The sequence below is a fragment of the Larkinella fluvii genome, assembly GCF_051857545.1.
Lineage (GTDB): Bacteria > Bacteroidota > Bacteroidia > Cytophagales > Spirosomataceae > Larkinella.
On sequence record NZ_JBPZHB010000009.1, the window covers coordinates 449,445 to 469,563 of the forward strand.

Here is a 20,119-nt window from a genome sequence, read left to right on the forward strand (position 1 = left end):
CGACCGTCTACCCTGACCCTCTCCTGCCATGACTCTTTATTTTTCCCTTGCGGATTCCGACACGCCCTGTGTTTGCAGTGCAGAATTTGAACCACTTCTGGAACTATTGAATGGCTTTGTCGCCATCGGCAACCAGCTCTTATCCGCTTACCTGGTGGATGATGATGGCATTCGCATTGACTTACCTCCCGAAGCGTTTGACGGTTTACCCATAACCGGTTGTCTGCAAAATTTATCAAAGCAGTATCACGACCTGCTCGGTATGAAAAACAGAGCCTGAGCATCCTGTTTACCTCCACTCTCTCGTCTGACTAAATATCAACCCCTATGGTAGTATCAACAGAAACAACCCTGACACCCGCTGTTGAGGAAAAATTTGAACAGCTCTGGAATCTGGTCGGCAACACGCCCATGCTGGAGTTATTCTATACGGATCACGGAAAGCCCCGTTCGCTCTATGTCAAATGTGAGCATTACAACCTGACCGGCAGCATGAAAGACCGCATGGCGCTTCACATCCTGCACGAGGCCTATCGGGAAGGAACAATTCGACCGGGCGACCGGATTGTGGAAGCCACCAGTGGCTGCACGGGCATAGCCTTTTCGGCCATAGGCCGGGCACTGGGTCACCCCGTTACCATCATCATGCCGGCCGGGGTTAGCCAGGAACGCATCGAGATCATTCGGAGTCTGGGGGCCGACGTCGAGTTGGTTACCAAAGAAGAAGGTGGTTTCATGGGCGCTCTGCAACGCGGGGAAGAAATGGCCGCCAGCGACCCGCACGTTTTTTTGCCCCACCAGTTCGCCAATCAGTACAACGCCGATGCCCACCGCCTGACCACAGGCCGGGAAATCTGGTTGCAGCTGCAAAATGTGGACGTTACCCCCGATGCCTTTGTGGCTGGCGTCGGGACGGGGGGTACGGTTATGGGGGTTGGAGGTTTTCTTAAATCCCGCAAACCCGGGATTCGTATCCATCCGCTCGAAGCCGCCGAATCACCAACCCTGTCGAGGGGGTATAAAACGGGATCGCACCGGATTCAAGGCTTTTTCGATGAGTTCATTCCCGAAATCCTGAAACTGAACGAACTGGATCATGTCGTGCAGGCCAGCGATGGCGATTCGATCCTTTTAGCCCAGAAACTGGCCTTGCAACTGGGGCTGGCAGTGGGTATTTCGTCGGGAGCCAACGTGATCGGTGCCATCGCCTTGCAACGGGAGATGGGTCCCGAAGCCCGCGTGGTGACGATTCTGTGTGACAGCAATAAAAAGTACCTCAGCACGGATCTGGTCCGGCTGGAACCTGTCAAACCGGGCTATATCGCCCCCGGTATCGAATTCACGAATTACCGGTCCATCAGCCGCTTATCGGTCAGCCTGTCCAATGTGCTGTAACGGCACGCATTCTATTCTATTCCAACATTTTATCGAATGAAAAAAGTAGTACGCATCCTGGCCATCGTCGTTGGCGTTCTTGTTCTTCTGGTTGTTGGCGGCATCAGTTACGTCAAACTCGCGCTGCCCGATGTAGGCCCGGCCCCCGAACTAACCGTTCAGATCGATTCCGCCCAGATTGCCCGGGGCAAATACCTGGCCACCCACGTTGCCGTTTGCATCGACTGTCATTCCGAGCGGGACTGGAAAATCTCCAGCGGCCCGGTCGTGGCTGGTACCGAAGGCAAGGGCGGAGAAGCGTTTACCCGCGAAATGGGCTTTCCGGGACTCTATTTTGCCCGGAACATCACACCGTCGCATCTCCAGAACTGGACCGACGGCGAGATTTACCGCGCCATCACAGCCGGGGTATCCAAAGACGGACGCGCCTTGTTTCCGGTCATGCCGTACGGCAATTTCGGGCAGGCAGACCCGGAAGACATCAAAGCCATCATCGCCTATGTCCGATCGCTCAAGCCCATCGAGAATAATGCGATCCCGGAACCGGAGTCGGACTTCCCGATGAACCTGATCATTAATACCATTCCGACGAAAACGGAAGGCGGCAAACGACCCGACCCCGCCGATTCGGTTGCCTATGGAAAGTATCTGGTTACACTGGCCAGTTGTGGGGACTGCCACACGCCGGTTGATGACAAAGGGCAAAAATTGCCGGGAATGGATTTCGCGGGAGGACGGTCGTTTCCGATGCCAGCCGGAACGGTTCGGGCCGCGAATCTGACCCCGGATGCCGAAACCGGTATCGGGGCCTGGACAAAACCGGCTTTCATGGCCCGGTTTCAGGCAGCCGCACAACCCAATTTCAAGCATCCGCTAACACTCGAACATGCCGAATTCAACACCATCATGCCCTGGATCATGTATTCCGGCATGAGTGAACAGGATCTGGGCGCGATGTATTCGTATTTGAAAACTGTCCGCCCGGTGAAGAATGCGGTGGTGAAATTTACACCCAAAGGAAATCAAGTCGCGACCCGCTAAATAACCCAATGCCCGCCCGGCTGCTGCGGGTTTACAGCCCAGACCATGAAACGGATCAAGCCGTAAAAAACTACTTTCTATATCCACCTCTACCCTTCCGGGCTGCCGACAGGTCAACTTCCAAATTCCACTCGAACCAAAGCCTGCCGTTCGCTTGACTCGGATCAATAAAAAAACCGCCCATGCTGATCTCCAGCGGGCGGTTTTTCGTTTACATGATCTTGAGAACCGATTTTAGTAACTATCGTTCTGCTTCAGATAACCGGGCAGGTTCGACGCACCATCGATGGCGGTTTGCGGGATCGGGAAAATCCGCTTCATTCTATCGCTGTTGGACTTTTCCGTCCACTTGTCCTCGTACTTGCCAAACCGGACCATGTCCGTCCGGCGCAGCATTTCCCAGTAGAATTCAAAACCGCGTTCCCGGTACAACAGATCCAGCGTCATGGCGGTCAGGGCCGGGGGCGGTGTGGTGGCCGTCCGGGCCGCCCGAACGAGGTTGACATCGGCCAGCGCACTGGCGGCATCACCGCTCTTGCGAAGTTTGGCTTCCGCCCGCATCATGTACACATCGGCCAGCCGCAGGATGATGATGTCGGCTTCGCCGAAATTCCGACCACTGACCGATTTTTTGCTGAACTCGTATTTCTCGACCCGGTAGCCGGTGTTGTAGTTGCTACCGGCCACGGTGAAGTCGATTTGCTCCGTGAAGTCGACGGCCTGGGTGGGGCGATTCCGGGTGTCGTGGAACAACTTGGCAACCTTATATTTGCCATCCGCGCATTTCAAAAACACGCCGTTCCGCCGAATCAAACCGTATTGTTGTCCGCGCAAAATTCCCCGGTTGATGTTAAAATTCGCTTCTGCTACGCACGAATCGGCCGGGTTGGTATAAATCGACAGGTTCTGTTTGTAAAACCGCGGATCGACCGACGGGTCATTCGGCGCATAGGCATTCACCCAGGTCCGGTAGTAATCGGGCGTGATGCCCGGTCCGTCGGTGCCATTGGCGTTGGGATAGGCCGGTAGCGGAAACTGATCGCCGGACAGGGAGAAGTACGCCATGCGGTTATGTCCGTTCAGGTCGGCCCGCTGATCGACGGCAAAAATCAACTCCTTGTTGGTGTTGTTGTCCGAATTGAAAATCGAAAAGTAATCCCGCGACAGTTGGTACTGTCCCGAATTGATGATCTTGTCGGTGTATTCGACAACCTTATCCATGTCCTCCGGTTTGAACGTGAACTGAGCCGCATACCGATCCCGATACACAGCCGCATTCAGATACAAGCGGGCCAGCAGCCCCCAAACCGCCCCTTTCGTCAGGCGACCGGGGCCAACGGCCGTCTCCAGATTCGGCTCGACGGCCAGCAGTTCGCTTTTGATGTACTCAACGGCCTGCTCACCCCGCAGAATGGTTGAATTTTCGCCCAGATCGTCCTTGACAAACACCAGCCCGAACAGGTCCAGCGTCAGCAGTGAATAATACGCCCGCATGCCCCGCGCTTCCGCCAGGTACGTTTTCGTAACCGGATCATTCAAAGTCGGCAATGTATTGATGGCGGTAATGGACCGTGAAACGCCCTGCAAAATCAGGTTCCAGGTATTGCGCAGGTTGGGGTCGGTGCTGGTGTGCGTGTGCTGGTGCATCGCCAGATAAATGCCGTTATCACCCCAGTCCGTACCACCCCGATACGGCAGAATGGCCTCGTCCGTTGAGATTTCCTGAAGCGCGAAGTAGTTGGTATGCAGGAAAATATCCGGCAGCCTGGCATACACCGGTGCAATGATTCCATCGGCAGCCTGCCGGTCGGAGAGGCCCGAAGCCGAGGCTTCATCCAACACATTCTCGGACAGATTCGTACAGCCGTTGAGGACGTACATCCCAGCCAGCATGACACTAAGTATGAGTTTCTTTTTCATGATTTCGGAGATTAAAAAGTAAGATTCAGGCCCAGAACAAACGTTTTGGCTTTCGGGTAGCTGAGGTAGTCGATGCCGTAGGAGGAAATCCCGTTGACCGTCCGGTCCGTATTCACCTCGGGGTCATACCCGTCGTACTTGGTAATCACAAACAAATTCTGGCCCGTGGCCGACAAGCGGATGCCGGAAACCCAGCGGTTGATGCCGAGCAGCTTGGGGCTGAGGTTGTAGCCCAGTGACAGGTTGTTGAGCCGCAAATACGACCCGTTTTTCAGGTAGCGCGACGAAACCGGTGCCGAGTTGTTGATCGACTCGTTGGCGTACTGAATGGCTTCGGGCGTGGTGTTCAGCCCCTTCGACAACCGCAGTTTGTAGAAATTGGAGTTGGCGGTGTTGTCGTACAGTTTGTTCCCCGAAACGCCGTTGAAATTCACCGCCAGATCGAAGCCTTTGTAGGCCACATTGCTGTTGAAGTTGAACTGTTTCGTGGGCAGGGCGCTTCCCACGGCCACCCGGTCTTTGTCCGTCACAATACCGTCGCCGTCCACATCGCGGAAGGTGCTGATGCCTTTGTCGTCGAAACCGGTAAATTCCTTGAGGAAAAAGGTACCGATGGGCTGGCCGTTGACGTAGCCGTTGATGGTGGCCGACGTCAGACCGGAACCAGAAGCTGACCCGGACGGAATGACGGTATAGGGCGAGTTTTTCACCTCGTTGTCGATGAACGTAACGTTCCCGCCGATGTCGAACCGGAAACCGTTCAGGTTGGCATAGCGGTAATTCAGATCCAGTTCGACGCCTTGGTTGGTAATGGTCATGTCCGGCACATTGGTCCAGAACGTACCTGCCGGTTGAACGGGGTCAGCCGGGATCACTTCCAGCAGAATGTTGTTGGAGACTTTCCGGAAATAATCGACCGAACCCGACAACGCGCCTTTGAACAAGGCGAAATCCAGTCCGATGTCGGTTTGGGAAGACACCTCCCACTGAATGTCCGGGTTGGCCAGCCGCGAATACGATGTTCCGGCGGGATATGGCCCCGTGGGAGCCAGCGGATAACTCGTCGTGGCCGACACCTGCGAGGTAAACAGCGCCTGCGTGATTTTGGACGGAATTTCCTGGTTACCGGTTTGTCCCCAGCCCGCCCGCAGTTTCAGATCAGAGAATGGGCCCGATTTCAGGAACGCTTCTTCCGACAACCGCCAGCCCACCGAGAACGACGGAAAAATACCGTATTTGTTGTTGGACCCAAACTTGGATGAGCCATCGGCCCGCACTGTGGCCGTCATCAGGTATTTGTCGTTGTACTGGTAATTGACGCGGGAGAAGAACGATTGAAGTTCATTTTCCAGGGCGTATCCGCCGGGGCGGTTATTCGCCAGCGTCAGATCCTGTCCCAAACCGGGATTGTAGATCGGCTCGATGGGCGAAATCGGGAATTTGTTGATGCTTGAGCTGCGTTCCTGCACGAAAATCTTCTGGTACGAATGGCCCAGCAAAGCCGTCAGGTTGTGCTTCGTGGTCGATAACGTATAGGTGAAGTAATTCTCGATCAACACGTTGCGGTTGGTTTTGTAAATGGTTTCCAGCCGACCGTCCTGCAAGGGAACCGCGTTGGGCAACGACTGCAAATCCCGCACCGAACTAGAGTTGTCAACGCCCAGGTTGAGTTTGTACACCAGATCTTTCGTGATTTTGAACGAGGGCGAGATATTCCCGATTACCCGGTTGATGGTGGTTACGTCCTTTTCCAGTTTCAACGGAATCAGCGGGTTCACCCCACTCTGGTATTTGAAGGGTTCGCCGTTGGCGTCGTAAGCCGGCAACGTCGGATTGGCGGAAATCGCCCCGCCCAGCAGGCTCTCGACCGGTGGACGACGGCTGTAGGTGCTGGTCGCATTCAGGTTGACATCCACATTCAGACGGTCTTCCATGAATTTCTGCGACACGTTGATTCGTCCCGTATACCGCTTGAATTCGCTGTTTTTCAGAATACCATCCTGGTCCTGAATCCCGAAAGAGCCGTAGTATGTCAGCTTTTCGGCTCCCCCGCCGAACGACACGTTGTGGTTTTGGGTGTAGGCGGTCTGCGTAATTTCCTTCTGCCAGTCGGTGGACGCTTTGAAATCTTCCAGCACCCCGCCTACCGCCGGAACCTGCCGCCGGTATTCATCCGCCGAATATACCGGCAACGCCCGCGTCAGGTTGGAGATCCCCAGACTGGACGATACATTGAAGGTTGAAAAACCGGATTTGCCTTTTTTAGTCGTGATCAACACCACGCCGTTGGCACCCCGCGAACCATAAATAGCAGTAGCCGAAGCATCTTTCAACACGTCGATCGACTCGATGTCCTGCGGGTTCAGAAAATTCAGCGGGTTGGAGGTTCCACCCGTACTGGAGTTGTCCAGCGCAATACCGTCCAGCACAAAAAGGGGCGTACTGCCCGTCCGAACCCCACCCGGCCCCCGGATCGTAATATTCTGAGCGCCACCCGGTTCGCCACTGGCGGAGGTGACATTGACCCCGGCCACTTTGCCTTGCAAAAGCTGCTCCGGCGAATTGATGATCCCTTTGTTGAAATCGGCACTTTTGATCGACTTCACCGAACCGGTCATGTCTTTCTTGGCCGCACTCCCGTAGCCGATCACTACCACCTGCGACAGTTCTGACGCCGATGCTTTGAGGGATACATTGATTGTGCTCTGGTTGCCGACCGCTATTTCCTGCGAAACAAAACCGATGAAACCAAACACCAGGACGGCATTGCCTTCCGGCACGGCAATCCGGTAATCACCGTTGGCGTCCGTGGTGGTTCCGCGCTGGGTTCCTTTCAGCACGACGCTGCAACCCGCCAGGGCTTCGTTCGTCAGGGCATCCGTCACCCGCCCGCTGACGGTGACATCGGCTACCGCTCGGTCACCCTGTGAGCTGGACGTTTTAATCGTTGCCAATGCCTGACTTTTCCCCTCGACCGCCAGTAGCGTTAGGGCGAGCAGGACACAGCAAAGTCTCCTCCAGTGCATTGTAAAGGGAGGAGAAAAAGAGTAGAAAATCATCATATAGGTAGAAAGTTAAATGGTGACAAAGGTCTCGGAATCTGTGCAATTCCAATTCTTTCGCCAAATATTTAAAAATAATTTAATATATCCAGCGACACCAAATTACTCCTACCCTTACCCCAGAAATTTGCTCACCCGGAAAGGCAGCGGTCGTCTGGCTGTATACGCAATGCAAAGAAAAATTTTAGCTATTTCCTGCTATTCAGCACGGTTTCTACCATTTAAATCCGAATTTTCGGGTTATTCGGACAAACGAAGAATCAAGAACAGAGTGTAAAAAAAAACGGTAATTTTCTGAAAAATAAATTGCTTGTCAAAGCATTTAGTTCCCAGAAAGTTACCGTTGTTACGTTTGTGTTATCTTTTAAATTACACTGATTAGGTCAGACTGTTAGCGCAGAACGGCTATGGCAACCGGGTTCGGAAATACCCATACACCCAGGTTCCGGCAATGGCACTCAGCAGCGTCACCAGAACCACCACAAAACCGCTGCCGATCTGGGCAAACAACGGCCCCGGACAGGCTCCCGTGATGGCCCAGCCGAGACCGAAAAGCAAACCGCCGTAGATTTGACCGGAGTTGAATTTCTTGGGATGAAACACCACCTCATCACCCGCTATCGTTTTGATTCTAAACCGTTTGATCAGCCATATCGACAGCATCCCGACCACAATCGCGGAACCGATGACACCGTACATGTGAAAACTTTGCAGCCGGAACATCTCCTGAATCCGAAACCAGGAAACAATCTCCGCCTTGACAAAGACAATGCCGAACAGAATGCCAACCACCCCGTATTTCAGGTTCCCGACAAACCCTTCCTCCCGCTTCATGTCGTTGGGTGCATCGCACGCCAACATCTCTTCAACTTCTATTTTTTCCATTCGTGAATCTCCGGTTTTTAAAACAACTTCATGAGGTGGGGTAAAATCAGGTGCGTCATCGCAAAACCGCCCGCCATAAAACAGCAGGTAGCGACCAGCGACGGCCATTGCAGGTTGGAAATTCCCATGATGGAATGCCCCGACGTACAGCCACCCGCCATGCGCGTTCCGAACCCAACCAGAAAACCGCCCAGCACGAAAAATACCAGCCCTTTCAATGTAAACAGGTTAGCCACGTTGAAGATGTCACCGGGCATCAGACCTGAGAAATCATGGATGCCCAGGGCTTTCAGATCCGCGACGGTCTGGGGTGAAATCTGAACAGCCTCCGGGTTGGCCAGAAACTGTCCCGCCAGAAAACCGCCGATGAGAATACCGGCCACAAAAACCAGGTTCCAGATTTCGTGTTTCCAGTCGTACTTAAAAAATGGAATGTTAGCCGGTATACAGGCCGCACAGATGTGCCGCAGCGACGACGAAATTCCGAATGATTTATTGCCAATCAACAGCAAGGCTGGCACCGTCAGTCCGATTAGCGGCCCGGCCACATACCAGGGCCAGGGCTGACGGATTAACTCTAATAACTCCATAGATTTTCTATTTTTTTATTCAACTGGCTAATTTACAAATTTGTTACGCCTTTTTCAAAGTCGTGGGACACACATAATCCGTAATTTCAAAAAGCCCGGTTTTCTTGATGGCGTCAAAACCGCCTGTCACATCCACCAGCTTTTCATACCCTCTTGCTTGCAGGATGGATGCTGCCATCATGGAGCGGTAGCCGCCCGCACAATGGATGAAAAGGGTTTTGTTTTTGGGTAACTCCGCCATGTGATCGTTGAGGTATTCCAGCGGAATGTTGCGAACCCCGGCAATGTGTTCGGCGGCAAATTCACCCGGTTTCCGCACATCGACGATCTCCAGCTCCCCTTCTGCCATCCGGTTTGCCAGCGACTCCGCCGAAACCGACAACAGGGTGTCGCTCTCCTTCCCGCTTGCCTCCCAGGTGCCGAAACCGCCCGCCAGAAAGCCCAGCACCTGGTCGTAGCCCACCCGCGCCAGTCGCGTTAACGCTTCCTGCTCCTGACCCGGTTCACAAACCAGCAGCAGATTGTGTTTTACATCCGGAACCAACGTGCCGACCCAGGGAGCAAATTGGCCGCCCAGCCCGATGTTGATCGAATTTGGAATGAAACCCTGACGGAAAACCTGCGCCGGTCGGGTGTCGATAATCAGGGCACCGGTTTCGTTGGCGGCTGCTTCAAACGCATCCGGACTTAGGGCCTGTCCTCCCCGTTTCAAAACCGTATCGATGCTTTCGTAACCCTGTTTGTTGAGCGCAACGTTCTGTGGGAAATACTGCGGAGGGGCCAGCAAACCGTCGGTTACTTCCTTGATAAACTCCTCTTTCGACATCGAAGCCCGCAGCGCATAGTTGAACAGCTTCTGATTGCCCAGCGTATCGGTGGTTTCTTTGCTCATGTTTTTGCCACAGGCCGAACCCGCCCCGTGACCCGGATAGACGATAACATCGTCCGGCAGCGTCATGATTTTGGTGCGCAGCGACTCGTAGAGATAGCCCGCCAGATCGTCCATTGTCAGGTCCGCTTTCTGGGCCAGATCCGGACGGCCGACGTCGCCGATGAACAAGGTGTCGCCACTGAACAGGGCGGTTTCCTTCCCGCTTTCATCCAGCAGCAGATAACAGGTCGATTCCATCGTGTGGCCGGGCGTGTGCAGCACCCGGATTTTGACGGAACCGAGTTGCAATTCTTCCCCATCGGTTGCGATGTGGGCTTCAAAATTCGGTTTGGCCAGCGGCCCATAGACGATGGTAGCCCCGGTTTGGCGCGCCAGGTCGAGGTGACCGGACACGAAGTCGGCGTGAAAGTGGGTTTCCAGCACGTATTTGATGCTGGCACCCGCTTTGGCGGCTTGTTCCACATACGGTTTTACTTCGCGCAATGGGTCGATAATGGCAACCTGGCCTTCACTTTCAATGTAATAGGCACCCTGGGCCAGACAGCCCGTATAAATCTGTTCAATTTTCATGGTTTTCAATTCGGTTCTGGTTTAACAAAAATTCAGGTCGATGCGTTTGAGATTCAACCTATAGCAAAGGTAAAAAGGCGGCAACGGGCGTTCCGTGACTTTTGTTACACGCCGGACTGATTAGAGAAAAGTTTCTTTCACAATAATGTAGACACCCATCGCCAGTACGAACCAGCCGAAAGCTTTCTTGAGTTTCGGGCCGGAAACAAACCGGGTCAGGTAGGTACCGAGCAAAATCCCGAGGATCGACAGGGCTGTAAAGGCCAGCAAAAACCGCCAGTCGATCGTTGTGATTGACAGGCCGCTCAGAAAGCCGATCAGCGAATTGGCGGCAATGATCAGCAGCGAAGTCCCGACGGCCATTTTGATGGGCAAGCGGGCCAGTAAGACCAGCGAGGGAATGATCAGAAAACCGCCCCCCGCGCCCACAACACCCGTCAGAATACCAACCAGAACCCCTTCCGTCGCCAGTAAATTGGGGCTAATCCGGTTCTGGACAGCGTCCGTTTCAATTCGGTGGTCGCGGATCATCGAGCCGGAAGCCGCCAGCATGACCAGCGCAAATACGACCATGATGGCGACGTTTTTACTCAGGTAAAAGGCCGGGGTTGAAAAAACCGGATCCGGAATGGCCGGAACGAGGTAGGTGCGGGTGAGGTAAATGGCGGCAAACGAAGGGAGTGAAAAGGCCAGCGCGGCCCGGTAGTTGACCAGCCGCTGCTGCATATAGCGAACGGCACCGACCAGCGAGGTGGTGCCGACTACAAACAATGAATAGGTGGTGGAAACCGTTGGGTTGATGCCGAGCAGATACACCAGCACCGGCAGGGTCAGGATGCTGCCGCCCCCGCCGATGAGACCCAGGGTAATCCCGATCAGGATCGATGCCGCAAAGCCCAGAATTTCATGCGAACTCATGCTGTTTTTTTTAACAAAGCACGCCATGAAAAACGGGCGGTTCCGTGATATATGTCACACGGGCGACCATTTTCTACAAAATTTCGATTTTATTGCGTGACAACCGGAGGTAGCCCACGCGCTCCAACTGCTTCAGCAGACGGGAAATCACCTCCCGCGACGTCGCCATTTCGCGGGCAATTTCTTCGTGGGTGATCTGCAAAACCGTACACTGGCAACTCTGGGTTTTCTTCTTCAAATAGGTCAGTAACCGTTCGTCGAGTTTCTGGAACGCAATGCTGTCGATGGTGGCAATCATGTCGTCGAACCGGCGCTGGTAGGTACGAAAAACGAACTGTTTCCAGGTGGGAAACCGGCAAATCCATTCATCGACTTTCTCGACCGGGATGAAAATCAGACGGCTTTTTTCTTCGGCAATCGCCGTAATTTCGCTGGGTTTGTTGTCGGGCGTGCCCGTCATCGAGATGGCGCAGGAATCCAGCCCACTCAGGTAGTAGAGCAAAGCCTCATTACCGACCGCATCGGGGCGCATAATTTTGATGGAGCCACTCAGAATAATCGGCACCGAGCGGATGTAACTCCCCGGCCGGATCAAATATTCACCTTCTTCAACTTCCTGATAAATCCCGATCCGGTTTATTTCTTCGATTAGCGCCGGTTCAAAACTTCCCCGAAATGCGGCATTGACTACCTGACTGTCGTTGATCATTCCTCTCGCTGTCTTTCACCGTACCCGAACGTCGGGCCGGTCGTCTTCTTTAAGACATTTTTTTTCGGCGTTTGGTGCCTATCCCAAAGAATGCGTAGAGCGGGCAAAAATTCATTAAACTGGTGGCAATCATAATTCCGGCTCCTGCCAGGGCCACCACGGCCCATACGCCAGTCACCACATCCGCAATATAAAGCCCTATTAACGTGGCGGCAATCAGCAACCGAACCACCTTATCCGAAAAACCAATGTTCTTTTTCATAGCCTTACTTTTTGGGATGAAGTAAGGGCTATCCGGGAACCTAATCAGTGACATTTATCACAATAGCCTGTGATTTTTGATGGTCAAACCGGTTTTCAGGGTTTTCTGACAAATTGATCCAGAAAGGCTTTGGCGAATGCGGAGGCTCTCAGGTCGCTCTGCAGCTTCGGATTGGTTCTGAAAATGTCGAATTTGGCGTAAAAAGGGCGACTCAAATCCTGCGAATTAGCCAGAATAATAAACGTCAAATCGCGTTCGGGAATCTTGACGAACAGCGATGAATTGCCCGTCCACCAGCCCGTATGCCAAAGAATCCGCAGCTTTTTATAGTCACGCACAAACCATCCCAGGCCGTAGGGAAGCACCTTGCCATTTCGGGAATACGTTGGCGTAAAAACCTGTTTCCAGGTTAGGGGGTTTAAGAGTTTTTGTTCGTCAATGGCCGTCGAATAGGCCGCCAGATCGCTGACACACGACATCAATCCGGCCGCCGGGCCGAAATGGGTCGGATACGCGATGGGTACAATCCGGCCTTTTTGCAGATCATACGGTTTGGCCACCAGCTTGCCATACGCTTCCCGATTAAAGCCCGTCAACGCAAAATTAGCCGTATCGGCCAGATTGGGCGCGGTATGGGTAAGCCCCAGCGGTCGGATGATGTTGTCGACCACCAACTGCCCGAACGTTTTTCCCGATTCTTTTTCAATGGGCTGAGCCAGTTTGCCGTAGTAATCGCCGTTGTAACCAAAGCTGTAGCCCGGTTTGAAACCGTTGAACGAGTTTCCCTGGGCCGTGTGAGTCAGCAGGTGTTTGAGTTTAATCCGGTCGTCGTTTCCCCAACGCGCACCCAACTGAATGCCGTATTTTGTAACCGGATCATCCAAATTGACCTTGCCCCCTTCCACCAGTTGCATCAGGATGATGGCCCCGAAGGTTTTGGTAACCGACGCCAAATGATACACCGTATGCTCGGTGGGTGTTACCTTATTTTCAATGTCAGCATAGCCCAACCCCTTATACCAGACCAGCTTTTTTCCATGCACTACGCCAACGGAAAGCGATGGGATCTGGTATTTCTGTCGTAAGGCTTCCAGAATTGCCGCAAAACCGGTGGTATCGGCGGAAGAAAACGTGCGCTGGGCTTGCAGCGATTGTGAAAACAGGAAGAGTAAAAGGCCGTAGAAAACTTTCATTCGTGTTGTTTTTGAAACAAATAACGAAAACCGCAGTCTCCTAATCTTCTCAAAACCGGATTTGAGCGTTCATTTCCGGTTTTTCTCTCTAATCTAGCCTCTGTTGTCTGGAAAGAAAAAGAGGCCTCTGTTTCCAGAGGCCTCCTGACTATTCAAAATAGGTTAGTTGGTAAACTTATTGCTTGTCCCACCAGATACGGGTCGTAAACAGATCCGGGCCCTGGCGGGTAATGGCTTCCTGAATATTCGGGTTAATCCCGGGTTCTCCCTGCGGATACCGCAACCGGCGCGGAATCTGGCCGTTGGTTTCGTTCCCCGGATAATTGACCGGAGTCAGTTTGGGGAGTCCCGTTCTCCGCCAGTTCGCCCAGCCTTCGAGGTGGTTCAGCACCGAGCCGGTGATCACCCACATTTCGGTATGGATGGCGTTCATTTTATCCTCCAGCGACCCCGCCGGATATGGGTTGGCAGCCGCGTAAGCCGCCACATCGGCATCCGCAATCACCCCACCATACGACGCCAGTTGCCGGACACCCGCGCTTTGACCGGCTTCAAACTCGGTTTTAGCGGTTCCGGTAGCCCACCCCCGTTCAATGGCTTCGGCTTTCAGCAAACGCGCTTCGGCGTGGGTCATGATGAAGTACGGATTTTCCAGTGCATACATATTCGGAGCCACCCGCGAATAATTATCCAGACTGGTTTCGGGCAGTGTTTTCAGGGTCGTCGCATCGGTTCCGGGCGGAATTCCGCGTTGTTTCGCCACAGTCTTATCGCCGTTTTTCAGTGCCGAAATTACCGTCAGGCGCGGGTCTTTCCGGGCTTTCAGCGCATCGATGAACGTGCTGGCCCACTGGATGTTATTTCCGTTGGCAATGCCGCGTCCCGCGCCGAGGTTCCACGAATTGGCGTTGGAGTTGGTGCCGGCCCCCGTGTTCGAGAACTTGATCGAAAAGCTATCGTCGTTGCTGGCCATAAGGCCGCCGTCGATGGCTTTCTTGGCCCAGGCCTGCGCCCCGGCCGCATCCACTTTCTGCATCCGCATGGCCAGCCGAAGCATCAGCGAATTGGCGCCACGTTTCCATTTTTCCAGATCACCGGCATACACAAAATCGGCGGTTTTCGGAATGTAGGCCGTGGGACTGAACGCTTTCCCGGCCTCTTCCAGTTCTTTCAGCAAGTCGGCGTAAATGTCCTTCTGCGCATCGTATTTCGGCGAGAACACCCCGTCCAGATAGCCTAAACCCGCTTCTTTGTACGGAACATCGCCGTATAGATCCGTGATGTTGGCCATCTCGACCACCCGCAGAATCCGGGCCATCGACAGAATGTTCACGTTTTTCGCATCCGCTTTGGCCAGTGCAATGAGATTGACCAGATTTTTGATCGAATTCGGGTACGAGTTCACGAAATAGGCTTCGCTCAAATCACCCTGGTAGGTATACACCGTTCCCCGGTAAAAATTGACTTCTACCGACGACATCTGCTGAATGACGGTCGACGCGTAGATGAAGTTGGCCCGCCAGGATTTATACCCCGGATCGCCCGCCGACCCCGGAATGTGCAGCGTGGCCCCCGACAACAGGTAGTCCAAAGGCACCGACGAGGGCGTGTTGGGGTTGACGTTGATCTTTTCAAAATCTTCCGTACACGCCCCAAACGTAAACAGAAGTGTGGTCACTATCAGTATTTTGCGTAACATATGGTGGTATCTTTTAGAAGATGAGCGCATGACTTAGAATTTCAGATTCAGGTTAACCCCCACCGTCCGGGTTGGCGGCACACCGGCCAGTTCCAGTCCCTGGGCGTTCGAATTGTTGTAGGTCGATTCGGGATCGATGTTCGGCGTTTTCTTCATCAGAATGGCTAAGTTCCGGCCCACGAGCGAAATGGACGCCCCTTTGAACGGCGATTTTCCGAACACCCGCGTCGGAATCGTGTAGTCGATGATCACCTGCCGGAGTTTCAGGAAGTCGGCACTGTAGACAAACGGATCGGCAATGTTAAACAGCCGCTCGTAATACTGCTGCGCCGGTACTCTCACAGTATTCGGTTCGCCTTTTTCGTTGACGCCCTTACCAACGATGCCCGTTTCGCGGCCTTCCAGCGTCGACTTCAGCAAGCCCCGGCGGTTGGCGTAGGCGTTGGTTCCGGAGTAAATCACCCCGCCAAATTTCCCGTCGATCAGGAAGCTCAGGCCGATGCCTTTATACCGGAACGAGTTGGTGAAACCCAGGGTGGTGGGTGCCACGCCGGTGCCGAAATTGACCAGATTACCCTGCAAGGGATAGCCCTGCGAGTCGTAAACGACATTGCCCGACGCGTCTTTTTTGTAGGTAAATCCTTTCACCTGGCTATAGGGCAAACCCACCACCTGGTGAATGTAGGCAATCCGCGTCCGGTTTTCGTCCACCTGCAGCGTAGTCAGGTTGCCGTACAGACTCACGACTTCGCTTTGGTTGTAACCCATGTTGAATGACGCATCCCACGAGAAATCCTTCGCCGAAGCCAGTCGGTAGGTCAGCAACAATTCGAGTCCTTTGTTGGCGATCTCGCCCACGTTGAACAACGCGCTGCCGTAGCCGGAGGTGTTGGAAATCGTAGCCGCCACAATGTCGTTGGTGGTTTTCCGGGTATACAAGGCAAAGTCGACCCCCAGTTTGTTGTTGAACAGCCGGGTTTCCAAACCAGCTTCCGAAGTGGTCGACGTCAGCGGTTGCAGGTTCGAATTCGGCACACGGTCGCCGTTGATCTGGGCCAGCGGAGCGCCCAGGTGTGCGCCCGACAAACCGTAGTACAGAGACAGATTATACGGATCGGTGTCGCCACCGGCCTGCGCCCACGATGCTCTCACTTTCAAGTAATTGATGGCGGTCGGCAATTTGAAAGCCTCCGAAACCACAAAACTCCCCCCCACCGACGGATACAAAATGCTGTTGTTGCCTTTAGCCAGGGTCGAGAACCAGTCGTTCCGGGCTGTTGCCGTCACGAACAGATAGCCATTGTACGAGAATTCCGCCGAACCGTAAACGGAGTTGATTCGTTTCTCGATGTAGTTTTCGCTGGAACTCCGGGCGGCCGGGTCGATGTTCGAAATGTCGTAGAAATACGGAATGTTGAAGTTGCTGCCGCCGTACGACGAGTTCTGGTAAGTCTGTTTCATCAGGTTGCCCCCGAACAGCGCATTGATCCCAAACCGGTCGCCAAACTTCTTGTTGATGCCCAGCAGCAGCTCAGAGTTGGTTTCCGTGAAATTCCGGTTGCCGACGTTCATGCCCCCACGCGGCTGAAATGGCGTACCGTAGGGCGTGATGGTCAGGTTGCGGTAGTTGAAATTGTCGAAACCCAGCCGACCGCGCAGAAAGAGCCAGTCAGTGAAGTTGAAGCGGGGCTCGACGACGCCGATGATCCGGCCTTTTTTATCTTCCTGCCGCCAGTTATTGGCCGCCACATACGGATTCTGGATGTAAATGTTGTCGGACCAGACTTTTTCGGAACCGTCGTCATTGAGCGGGCTTTCTTTCAGGGCCGAGAGCGGCAACGAAGTCGGCATGGCGTTGATCGCGTACGTCGCACTCCCCGGCGAATCGGACAGGCGGGGCCGGTTGGTGGTTTTCTCCAGAATGTACTTGACGTTCGTGACAATCGACAGTTTAGGCCCCAGATTGGCGTTGACGTTCAGTGCAAAATTGTTCCGGCGCAGTCCGCTGTTGGGAATGATGGCCTTGTTGTTGAGGTCATTCATCGACAACCGGTACGTAATGCTCTCGGTTGCACCCGTCAGCGCCACCGAATTGGTGAACGTGCTTCCGATGCGGTAGAAATCGGTCTGGTTGTTTTTGTAGGCGGAATAAGGCCGTGATTTTCCGTCGAAATTGATGGTGTTTGAACCATCCAGTTTGGCGCCCCAGCTATTCGAGGTCAGGGCTTCGGCCACGGTGGTCGGCTTGATGCCGTTGTTGCCCATGCCGTATTCATACTGGTAATCTTTGTAGGTGGGCAGTAACAGATTCTCCGCCACGTAGTTGCTGCTCAGTTCAACGCCGATGCCCTTGTTGGCTTTCCCGCCTTTGGTCGTCACCAGAATTACGCCATTGGATGCGCGGGAACCGTACAGGGCCGAGGCCGTGGCCCCCTTCAATACGCTGATCGTTTCCACTTCGTCGGGGTTCAGGCTGGAGATACCGTCTCCGCTGTCGCCCCCGCCCCACATCCCGGCCGAACCCAGGTTGTCATTGTTGATCGGCGTTCCGTCGACCACGATCAGCGGCTGGTTGTTGCCGGAAATCGAACCATTCCCGCGAATGACAATCCGGCTCGAACCACCGGGGCCTGTCGCCGTGTTGGCCACGTTCAAACCGGCCACTTTTCCCTGTAGGGAGTTTGCCATGTTGACGGTTCGGGCCTGGGTCAGTTCCTCCCCTTTCACTTCGGTAACGGAATACCCCAGGGCTTTTTTCTCTTTCTTGATCCCGAGGGCCGTCACCACCACTTCACTCAGCGTCGATTCTTCGGGCATCAGCGACACATCGATGGTGGTCGAATTACCGACTTCGACTTCTTTCGGTATAAAACCGATGGAACTGAATTTGAGGGTCGCCCCTTTTTGAACCTGGATGCTGTATTCGCCCCGGTCGTTGGTGATCGTTCCGCGGGTCGTGCCTTTGATGAGCACGTTGACCCCGTTTATTTCGCTTTTGCCCTCCTCCGTCACCTTGCCTTTGACCTCGACGGTTTGCGCAAAGCTGAGGGTTGACAAAAGGGAGAGGACCAGAATCCTCAGAAAACATAGACTTCTTTTCATAGTAGGTGAAAAATTGAGGTGGAATTGAACGTGGTTTTTAAAGTCATTTGGGGTTTGATTGGTTGCCAAATCGGAAAACAAAGCCAGTTCAACGCACTGGCTTTGTCCGGACTACCAACCTATAATTGATCCTAATAAACTCATTGTCAAAATGTAATCACTACTTAATTGTTACTTCATGCCGCTTGCCCGTTGGCAGTCGGCATGGCTTCCTGCCGCCCGGTCTGGTAGAGCCGGTTCTTCGTAATCAAGTCGTTCAGTCGCTCGACCGAAGTGGCCGACCGCAGTCCGTCCGCCGGGGTATTGACCACGTAGTCGAGCAAACGCCCAAGGGTAGACGTCGCCACGTGCATCCGGGTATCCGATGATGCGTAGTAGATAAAAACCGTCCCGTCGTCGTCCAGAATCCAGCCGTTGGCGAAGACGACATTGGACACATCGCCAATGCGCTCCTCGCCTTCGGGGGCGATAAAATACCCCGCCGGTTTGTAAATCACTTTCGTTAGGTCCTCTAAATCCGTCATAAACAGATACAGGACGTAGCGCAACCCGGCCGCCGTGTTCCGAACGCCGTGGGCCAGGTGCAGCCAGCCTTTCGTGGTTTTGATTGGTGCCGGTCCCTGCCCGTTTTTTACCTCATACACCGTGTGGTAGCGTTTCTCATCCACGATGTATTCCCGGTCGATCACCGGATTTTCCATCGAATCGGTCAGACCAAACCCGATACCTCCGCCCGTTCCGGCTTCGATAAAACCGTCTTGCGGACGGGTGTAGAGTGCGTATTTTCCGTTCACAAATTCCGGATGCATCACCACATTCCGCTGCTGTGGTGAAGGCGAAACCAGATCGGGGAGCCGTTCCCAGGTTTTCAGATCCCGCGTCCGGGCCATGCCGCACTGCGCCGATGCCGAGGATTCGTCGCCTTTCCGGGCCGACGGATCTTTGCGCTCGGTACAGAACAGGCCGTAAATCCAGCCGTCTTCGTGTTGCACCAGCCGCATGTCGTAGACGTTGATGTCCGGTTCGCCGGTTTCGGGCATCGTAATCGGGTAATCCCAAAACCGGAAGTTGTCGATTCCGTTGGGGCTTTCGGCCACGGCGAAAAACGACTTCCGGTCACTGCTTTCGACCCGCACCACCAGCAGATACTTCCCGTCAAGCCGGATGGCTCCGGCGTTAAAGGTTGCGTTGATGCCAAACCGCTCCATCAGATAGGGGTTTGTGGCCGGGTTCAGGTCATACCGCCAGAACAAGGGAGTGTGCCGGGCCGTCAGAACCGGGTACTGGTAGCGGTCGAAGAGGCCGTTGCCGGGTTTGAGTTTCTCGTTCGGCCGCGAAATCAATTCAAAATGGCCCTCTTCCAAGGTTTTCAATCGTTCCTGAAAGGCAAATTTCATTGGTTCTAGTATATGAATTCTTCTATCGATTCGGCGACGCTGCGCTGTTACCTGCTTACGGGATAATTTGCCCCGAATGGTCGCGTACCTTACGGCACGCCAGCGCCTGAACTATCCACCCGTTTTCTACCGACGCTACGCTGTTACATCCCTCTGGGATAATTTGCTCCGCCAGGGACACAACCACTCGATTTCTACCGACGCGGTGCTGTTGCATCCCTTCGGGATAATTTGCCCCGAATGGGACACAACCACTCGATTTCTACCGACGCGGTGCTGTTGCATCCCTTCGGGTTGTTTTGCCCCGAATAGGATAGTTTGCCCCGCCAGGGGCTTAACAGCGCAGCGTCGGTAGATGACAGAACCGATTTATTTCCCGCGTGCCGTGAGGCACGCGACCTCCAACGCGGTGCTGTTGCATCCCTTCGGGATCAATGGCCGGGTTTTATAACACCTCAATTACAACCATTCGTCAATGTACCAA

At 53.9% G+C, this 20,119-nt stretch carries 15 protein-coding genes; 3 read left to right on the plus strand and 12 right to left on the minus strand.

The features are described 5' to 3' along the window. The first annotated feature begins 28 nt into the window (after nt 1-28). From ACS5NO_RS25125 to ACS5NO_RS25135, 3 genes are read left to right on the plus strand one after another with little or no spacing between them, the layout of a single operon-like run. Entirely contained in the window at nt 29-280 is a 252-nt protein-coding gene (locus ACS5NO_RS25125; RefSeq protein ID WP_138993858.1) for a hypothetical protein, read from the plus strand. A gap of 47 nt (nt 281-327) precedes the next feature. After that, on the plus strand, nt 328-1,395 hold the full coding sequence (locus ACS5NO_RS25130; protein WP_439417670.1) for a PLP-dependent cysteine synthase family protein: 1,068 nt from the start codon (nt 328-330) through the stop codon (nt 1,393-1,395). 36 nt (nt 1,396-1,431) lie between these two features. Then, a complete protein-coding gene (locus ACS5NO_RS25135) occupies nt 1,432-2,436 on the plus strand; it encodes a c-type cytochrome (protein WP_439417671.1) in 1,005 nt (334 codons plus the stop codon). 234 nt (nt 2,437-2,670) lie between these two features. On the opposite strand, the gene ACS5NO_RS25140 is transcribed toward ACS5NO_RS25135, so the two are convergent. From ACS5NO_RS25140 to ACS5NO_RS25195, 12 genes are all read right to left on the minus strand, one after another. After that, nucleotides 2,671-4,356: a RagB/SusD family nutrient uptake outer membrane protein gene (locus ACS5NO_RS25140; protein ID WP_439417672.1), complete on the minus strand. Its 1,686-nt coding sequence runs from the start codon at nt 4,354-4,356 to the stop codon at nt 2,671-2,673. Nucleotides 4,357-4,367: 11 nt separating this feature from the next. Beyond that, on the minus strand, nt 4,368-7,418 hold the full coding sequence (locus tag ACS5NO_RS25145; protein WP_439417673.1) for a SusC/RagA family TonB-linked outer membrane protein: 3,051 nt from the start codon (nt 7,416-7,418) through the stop codon (nt 4,368-4,370). A 405-nt stretch (nt 7,419-7,823) separates the two neighbouring features. Then, entirely contained in the window at nt 7,824-8,303 is a 480-nt protein-coding gene (locus ACS5NO_RS25150) for a YeeE/YedE family protein (RefSeq protein WP_439417674.1), read from the minus strand. Nucleotides 8,304-8,320: 17 nt separating this feature from the next. Continuing rightward, the gene (locus ACS5NO_RS25155) at nt 8,321-8,893 is read right to left on the minus strand and encodes a YeeE/YedE family protein (protein WP_439417675.1); all 573 of its coding nucleotides are present in this window, start codon (nt 8,891-8,893) and stop codon (nt 8,321-8,323) included. A 43-nt stretch (nt 8,894-8,936) separates the two neighbouring features. Next, entirely contained in the window at nt 8,937-10,355 is a 1,419-nt protein-coding gene (locus ACS5NO_RS25160) for an MBL fold metallo-hydrolase (protein WP_439417676.1), read from the minus strand. 120 nt (nt 10,356-10,475) lie between these two features. Continuing rightward, nucleotides 10,476-11,273, minus strand: coding sequence for a sulfite exporter TauE/SafE family protein (locus ACS5NO_RS25165; RefSeq protein WP_439417677.1), 798 nt, complete (start codon nt 11,271-11,273; stop codon nt 10,476-10,478). 73 nt (nt 11,274-11,346) lie between these two features. Continuing rightward, nucleotides 11,347-11,982: a Crp/Fnr family transcriptional regulator gene (locus ACS5NO_RS25170; RefSeq protein WP_439417678.1), complete on the minus strand. Its 636-nt coding sequence runs from the start codon at nt 11,980-11,982 to the stop codon at nt 11,347-11,349. A gap of 49 nt (nt 11,983-12,031) precedes the next feature. Further along, nucleotides 12,032-12,244 carry a YgaP family membrane protein gene (locus ACS5NO_RS25175; RefSeq protein WP_150875760.1) on the minus strand — a complete coding sequence of 71 codons (213 nt, stop codon included), beginning with the start codon at nt 12,242-12,244 and terminating at the stop codon, nt 12,032-12,034. Nucleotides 12,245-12,339: 95 nt separating this feature from the next. Continuing rightward, nucleotides 12,340-13,437: a serine hydrolase domain-containing protein gene (locus ACS5NO_RS25180; RefSeq protein WP_439417679.1), complete on the minus strand. Its 1,098-nt coding sequence runs from the start codon at nt 13,435-13,437 to the stop codon at nt 12,340-12,342. A gap of 175 nt (nt 13,438-13,612) precedes the next feature. Beyond that, a complete protein-coding gene (locus ACS5NO_RS25185) occupies nt 13,613-15,136 on the minus strand; it encodes a SusD/RagB family nutrient-binding outer membrane lipoprotein (RefSeq protein ID WP_439417680.1) in 1,524 nt (507 codons plus the stop codon). Nucleotides 15,137-15,169: 33 nt separating this feature from the next. After that, nucleotides 15,170-18,238, minus strand: a complete 3,069-nt coding sequence (locus tag ACS5NO_RS25190; protein ID WP_439417681.1) for a SusC/RagA family TonB-linked outer membrane protein — start codon at nt 18,236-18,238, stop codon at nt 15,170-15,172. A 176-nt stretch (nt 18,239-18,414) separates the two neighbouring features. Then, nucleotides 18,415-19,635 (minus strand): glycoside hydrolase family 130 protein, encoded by a 1,221-nt coding sequence (locus ACS5NO_RS25195; RefSeq protein WP_439417682.1) that lies wholly within the window; start codon nt 19,633-19,635, stop codon nt 18,415-18,417. Nucleotides 19,636-20,119: the final 484 nt, after the last annotated feature.

Coding starts and splice junctions, on each gene's coding strand:
- ACS5NO_RS25125 (WP_138993858.1), top strand. CDS start 29: ATGACTCTTTATTTTTCCCTTGCGGATTCCGACACGCCCTGTGTTTGC.
- ACS5NO_RS25130 (WP_439417670.1), top strand. CDS start 328: ATGGTAGTATCAACAGAAACAACCCTGACACCCGCTGTTGAGGAAAAA.
- ACS5NO_RS25135 (WP_439417671.1), top strand. CDS start 1,432: ATGAAAAAAGTAGTACGCATCCTGGCCATCGTCGTTGGCGTTCTTGTT.
- ACS5NO_RS25140 (WP_439417672.1), bottom strand. CDS start 4,356: ATGAAAAAGAAACTCATACTTAGTGTCATGCTGGCTGGGATGTACGTC.
- ACS5NO_RS25145 (WP_439417673.1), bottom strand. CDS start 7,418: ATGATGATTTTCTACTCTTTTTCTCCTCCCTTTACAATGCACTGGAGG.
- ACS5NO_RS25150 (WP_439417674.1), bottom strand. CDS start 8,303: ATGGAAAAAATAGAAGTTGAAGAGATGTTGGCGTGCGATGCACCCAAC.
- ACS5NO_RS25155 (WP_439417675.1), bottom strand. CDS start 8,893: ATGGAGTTATTAGAGTTAATCCGTCAGCCCTGGCCCTGGTATGTGGCC.
- ACS5NO_RS25160 (WP_439417676.1), bottom strand. CDS start 10,355: ATGAAAATTGAACAGATTTATACGGGCTGTCTGGCCCAGGGTGCCTAT.
- ACS5NO_RS25165 (WP_439417677.1), bottom strand. CDS start 11,273: ATGAGTTCGCATGAAATTCTGGGCTTTGCGGCATCGATCCTGATCGGG.
- ACS5NO_RS25170 (WP_439417678.1), bottom strand. CDS start 11,982: ATGATCAACGACAGTCAGGTAGTCAATGCCGCATTTCGGGGAAGTTTT.
- ACS5NO_RS25175 (WP_150875760.1), bottom strand. CDS start 12,244: ATGAAAAAGAACATTGGTTTTTCGGATAAGGTGGTTCGGTTGCTGATT.
- ACS5NO_RS25180 (WP_439417679.1), bottom strand. CDS start 13,437: ATGAAAGTTTTCTACGGCCTTTTACTCTTCCTGTTTTCACAATCGCTG.
- ACS5NO_RS25185 (WP_439417680.1), bottom strand. CDS start 15,136: ATGTTACGCAAAATACTGATAGTGACCACACTTCTGTTTACGTTTGGG.
- ACS5NO_RS25190 (WP_439417681.1), bottom strand. CDS start 18,238: ATGAAAAGAAGTCTATGTTTTCTGAGGATTCTGGTCCTCTCCCTTTTG.
- ACS5NO_RS25195 (WP_439417682.1), bottom strand. CDS start 19,635: ATGAAATTTGCCTTTCAGGAACGATTGAAAACCTTGGAAGAGGGCCAT.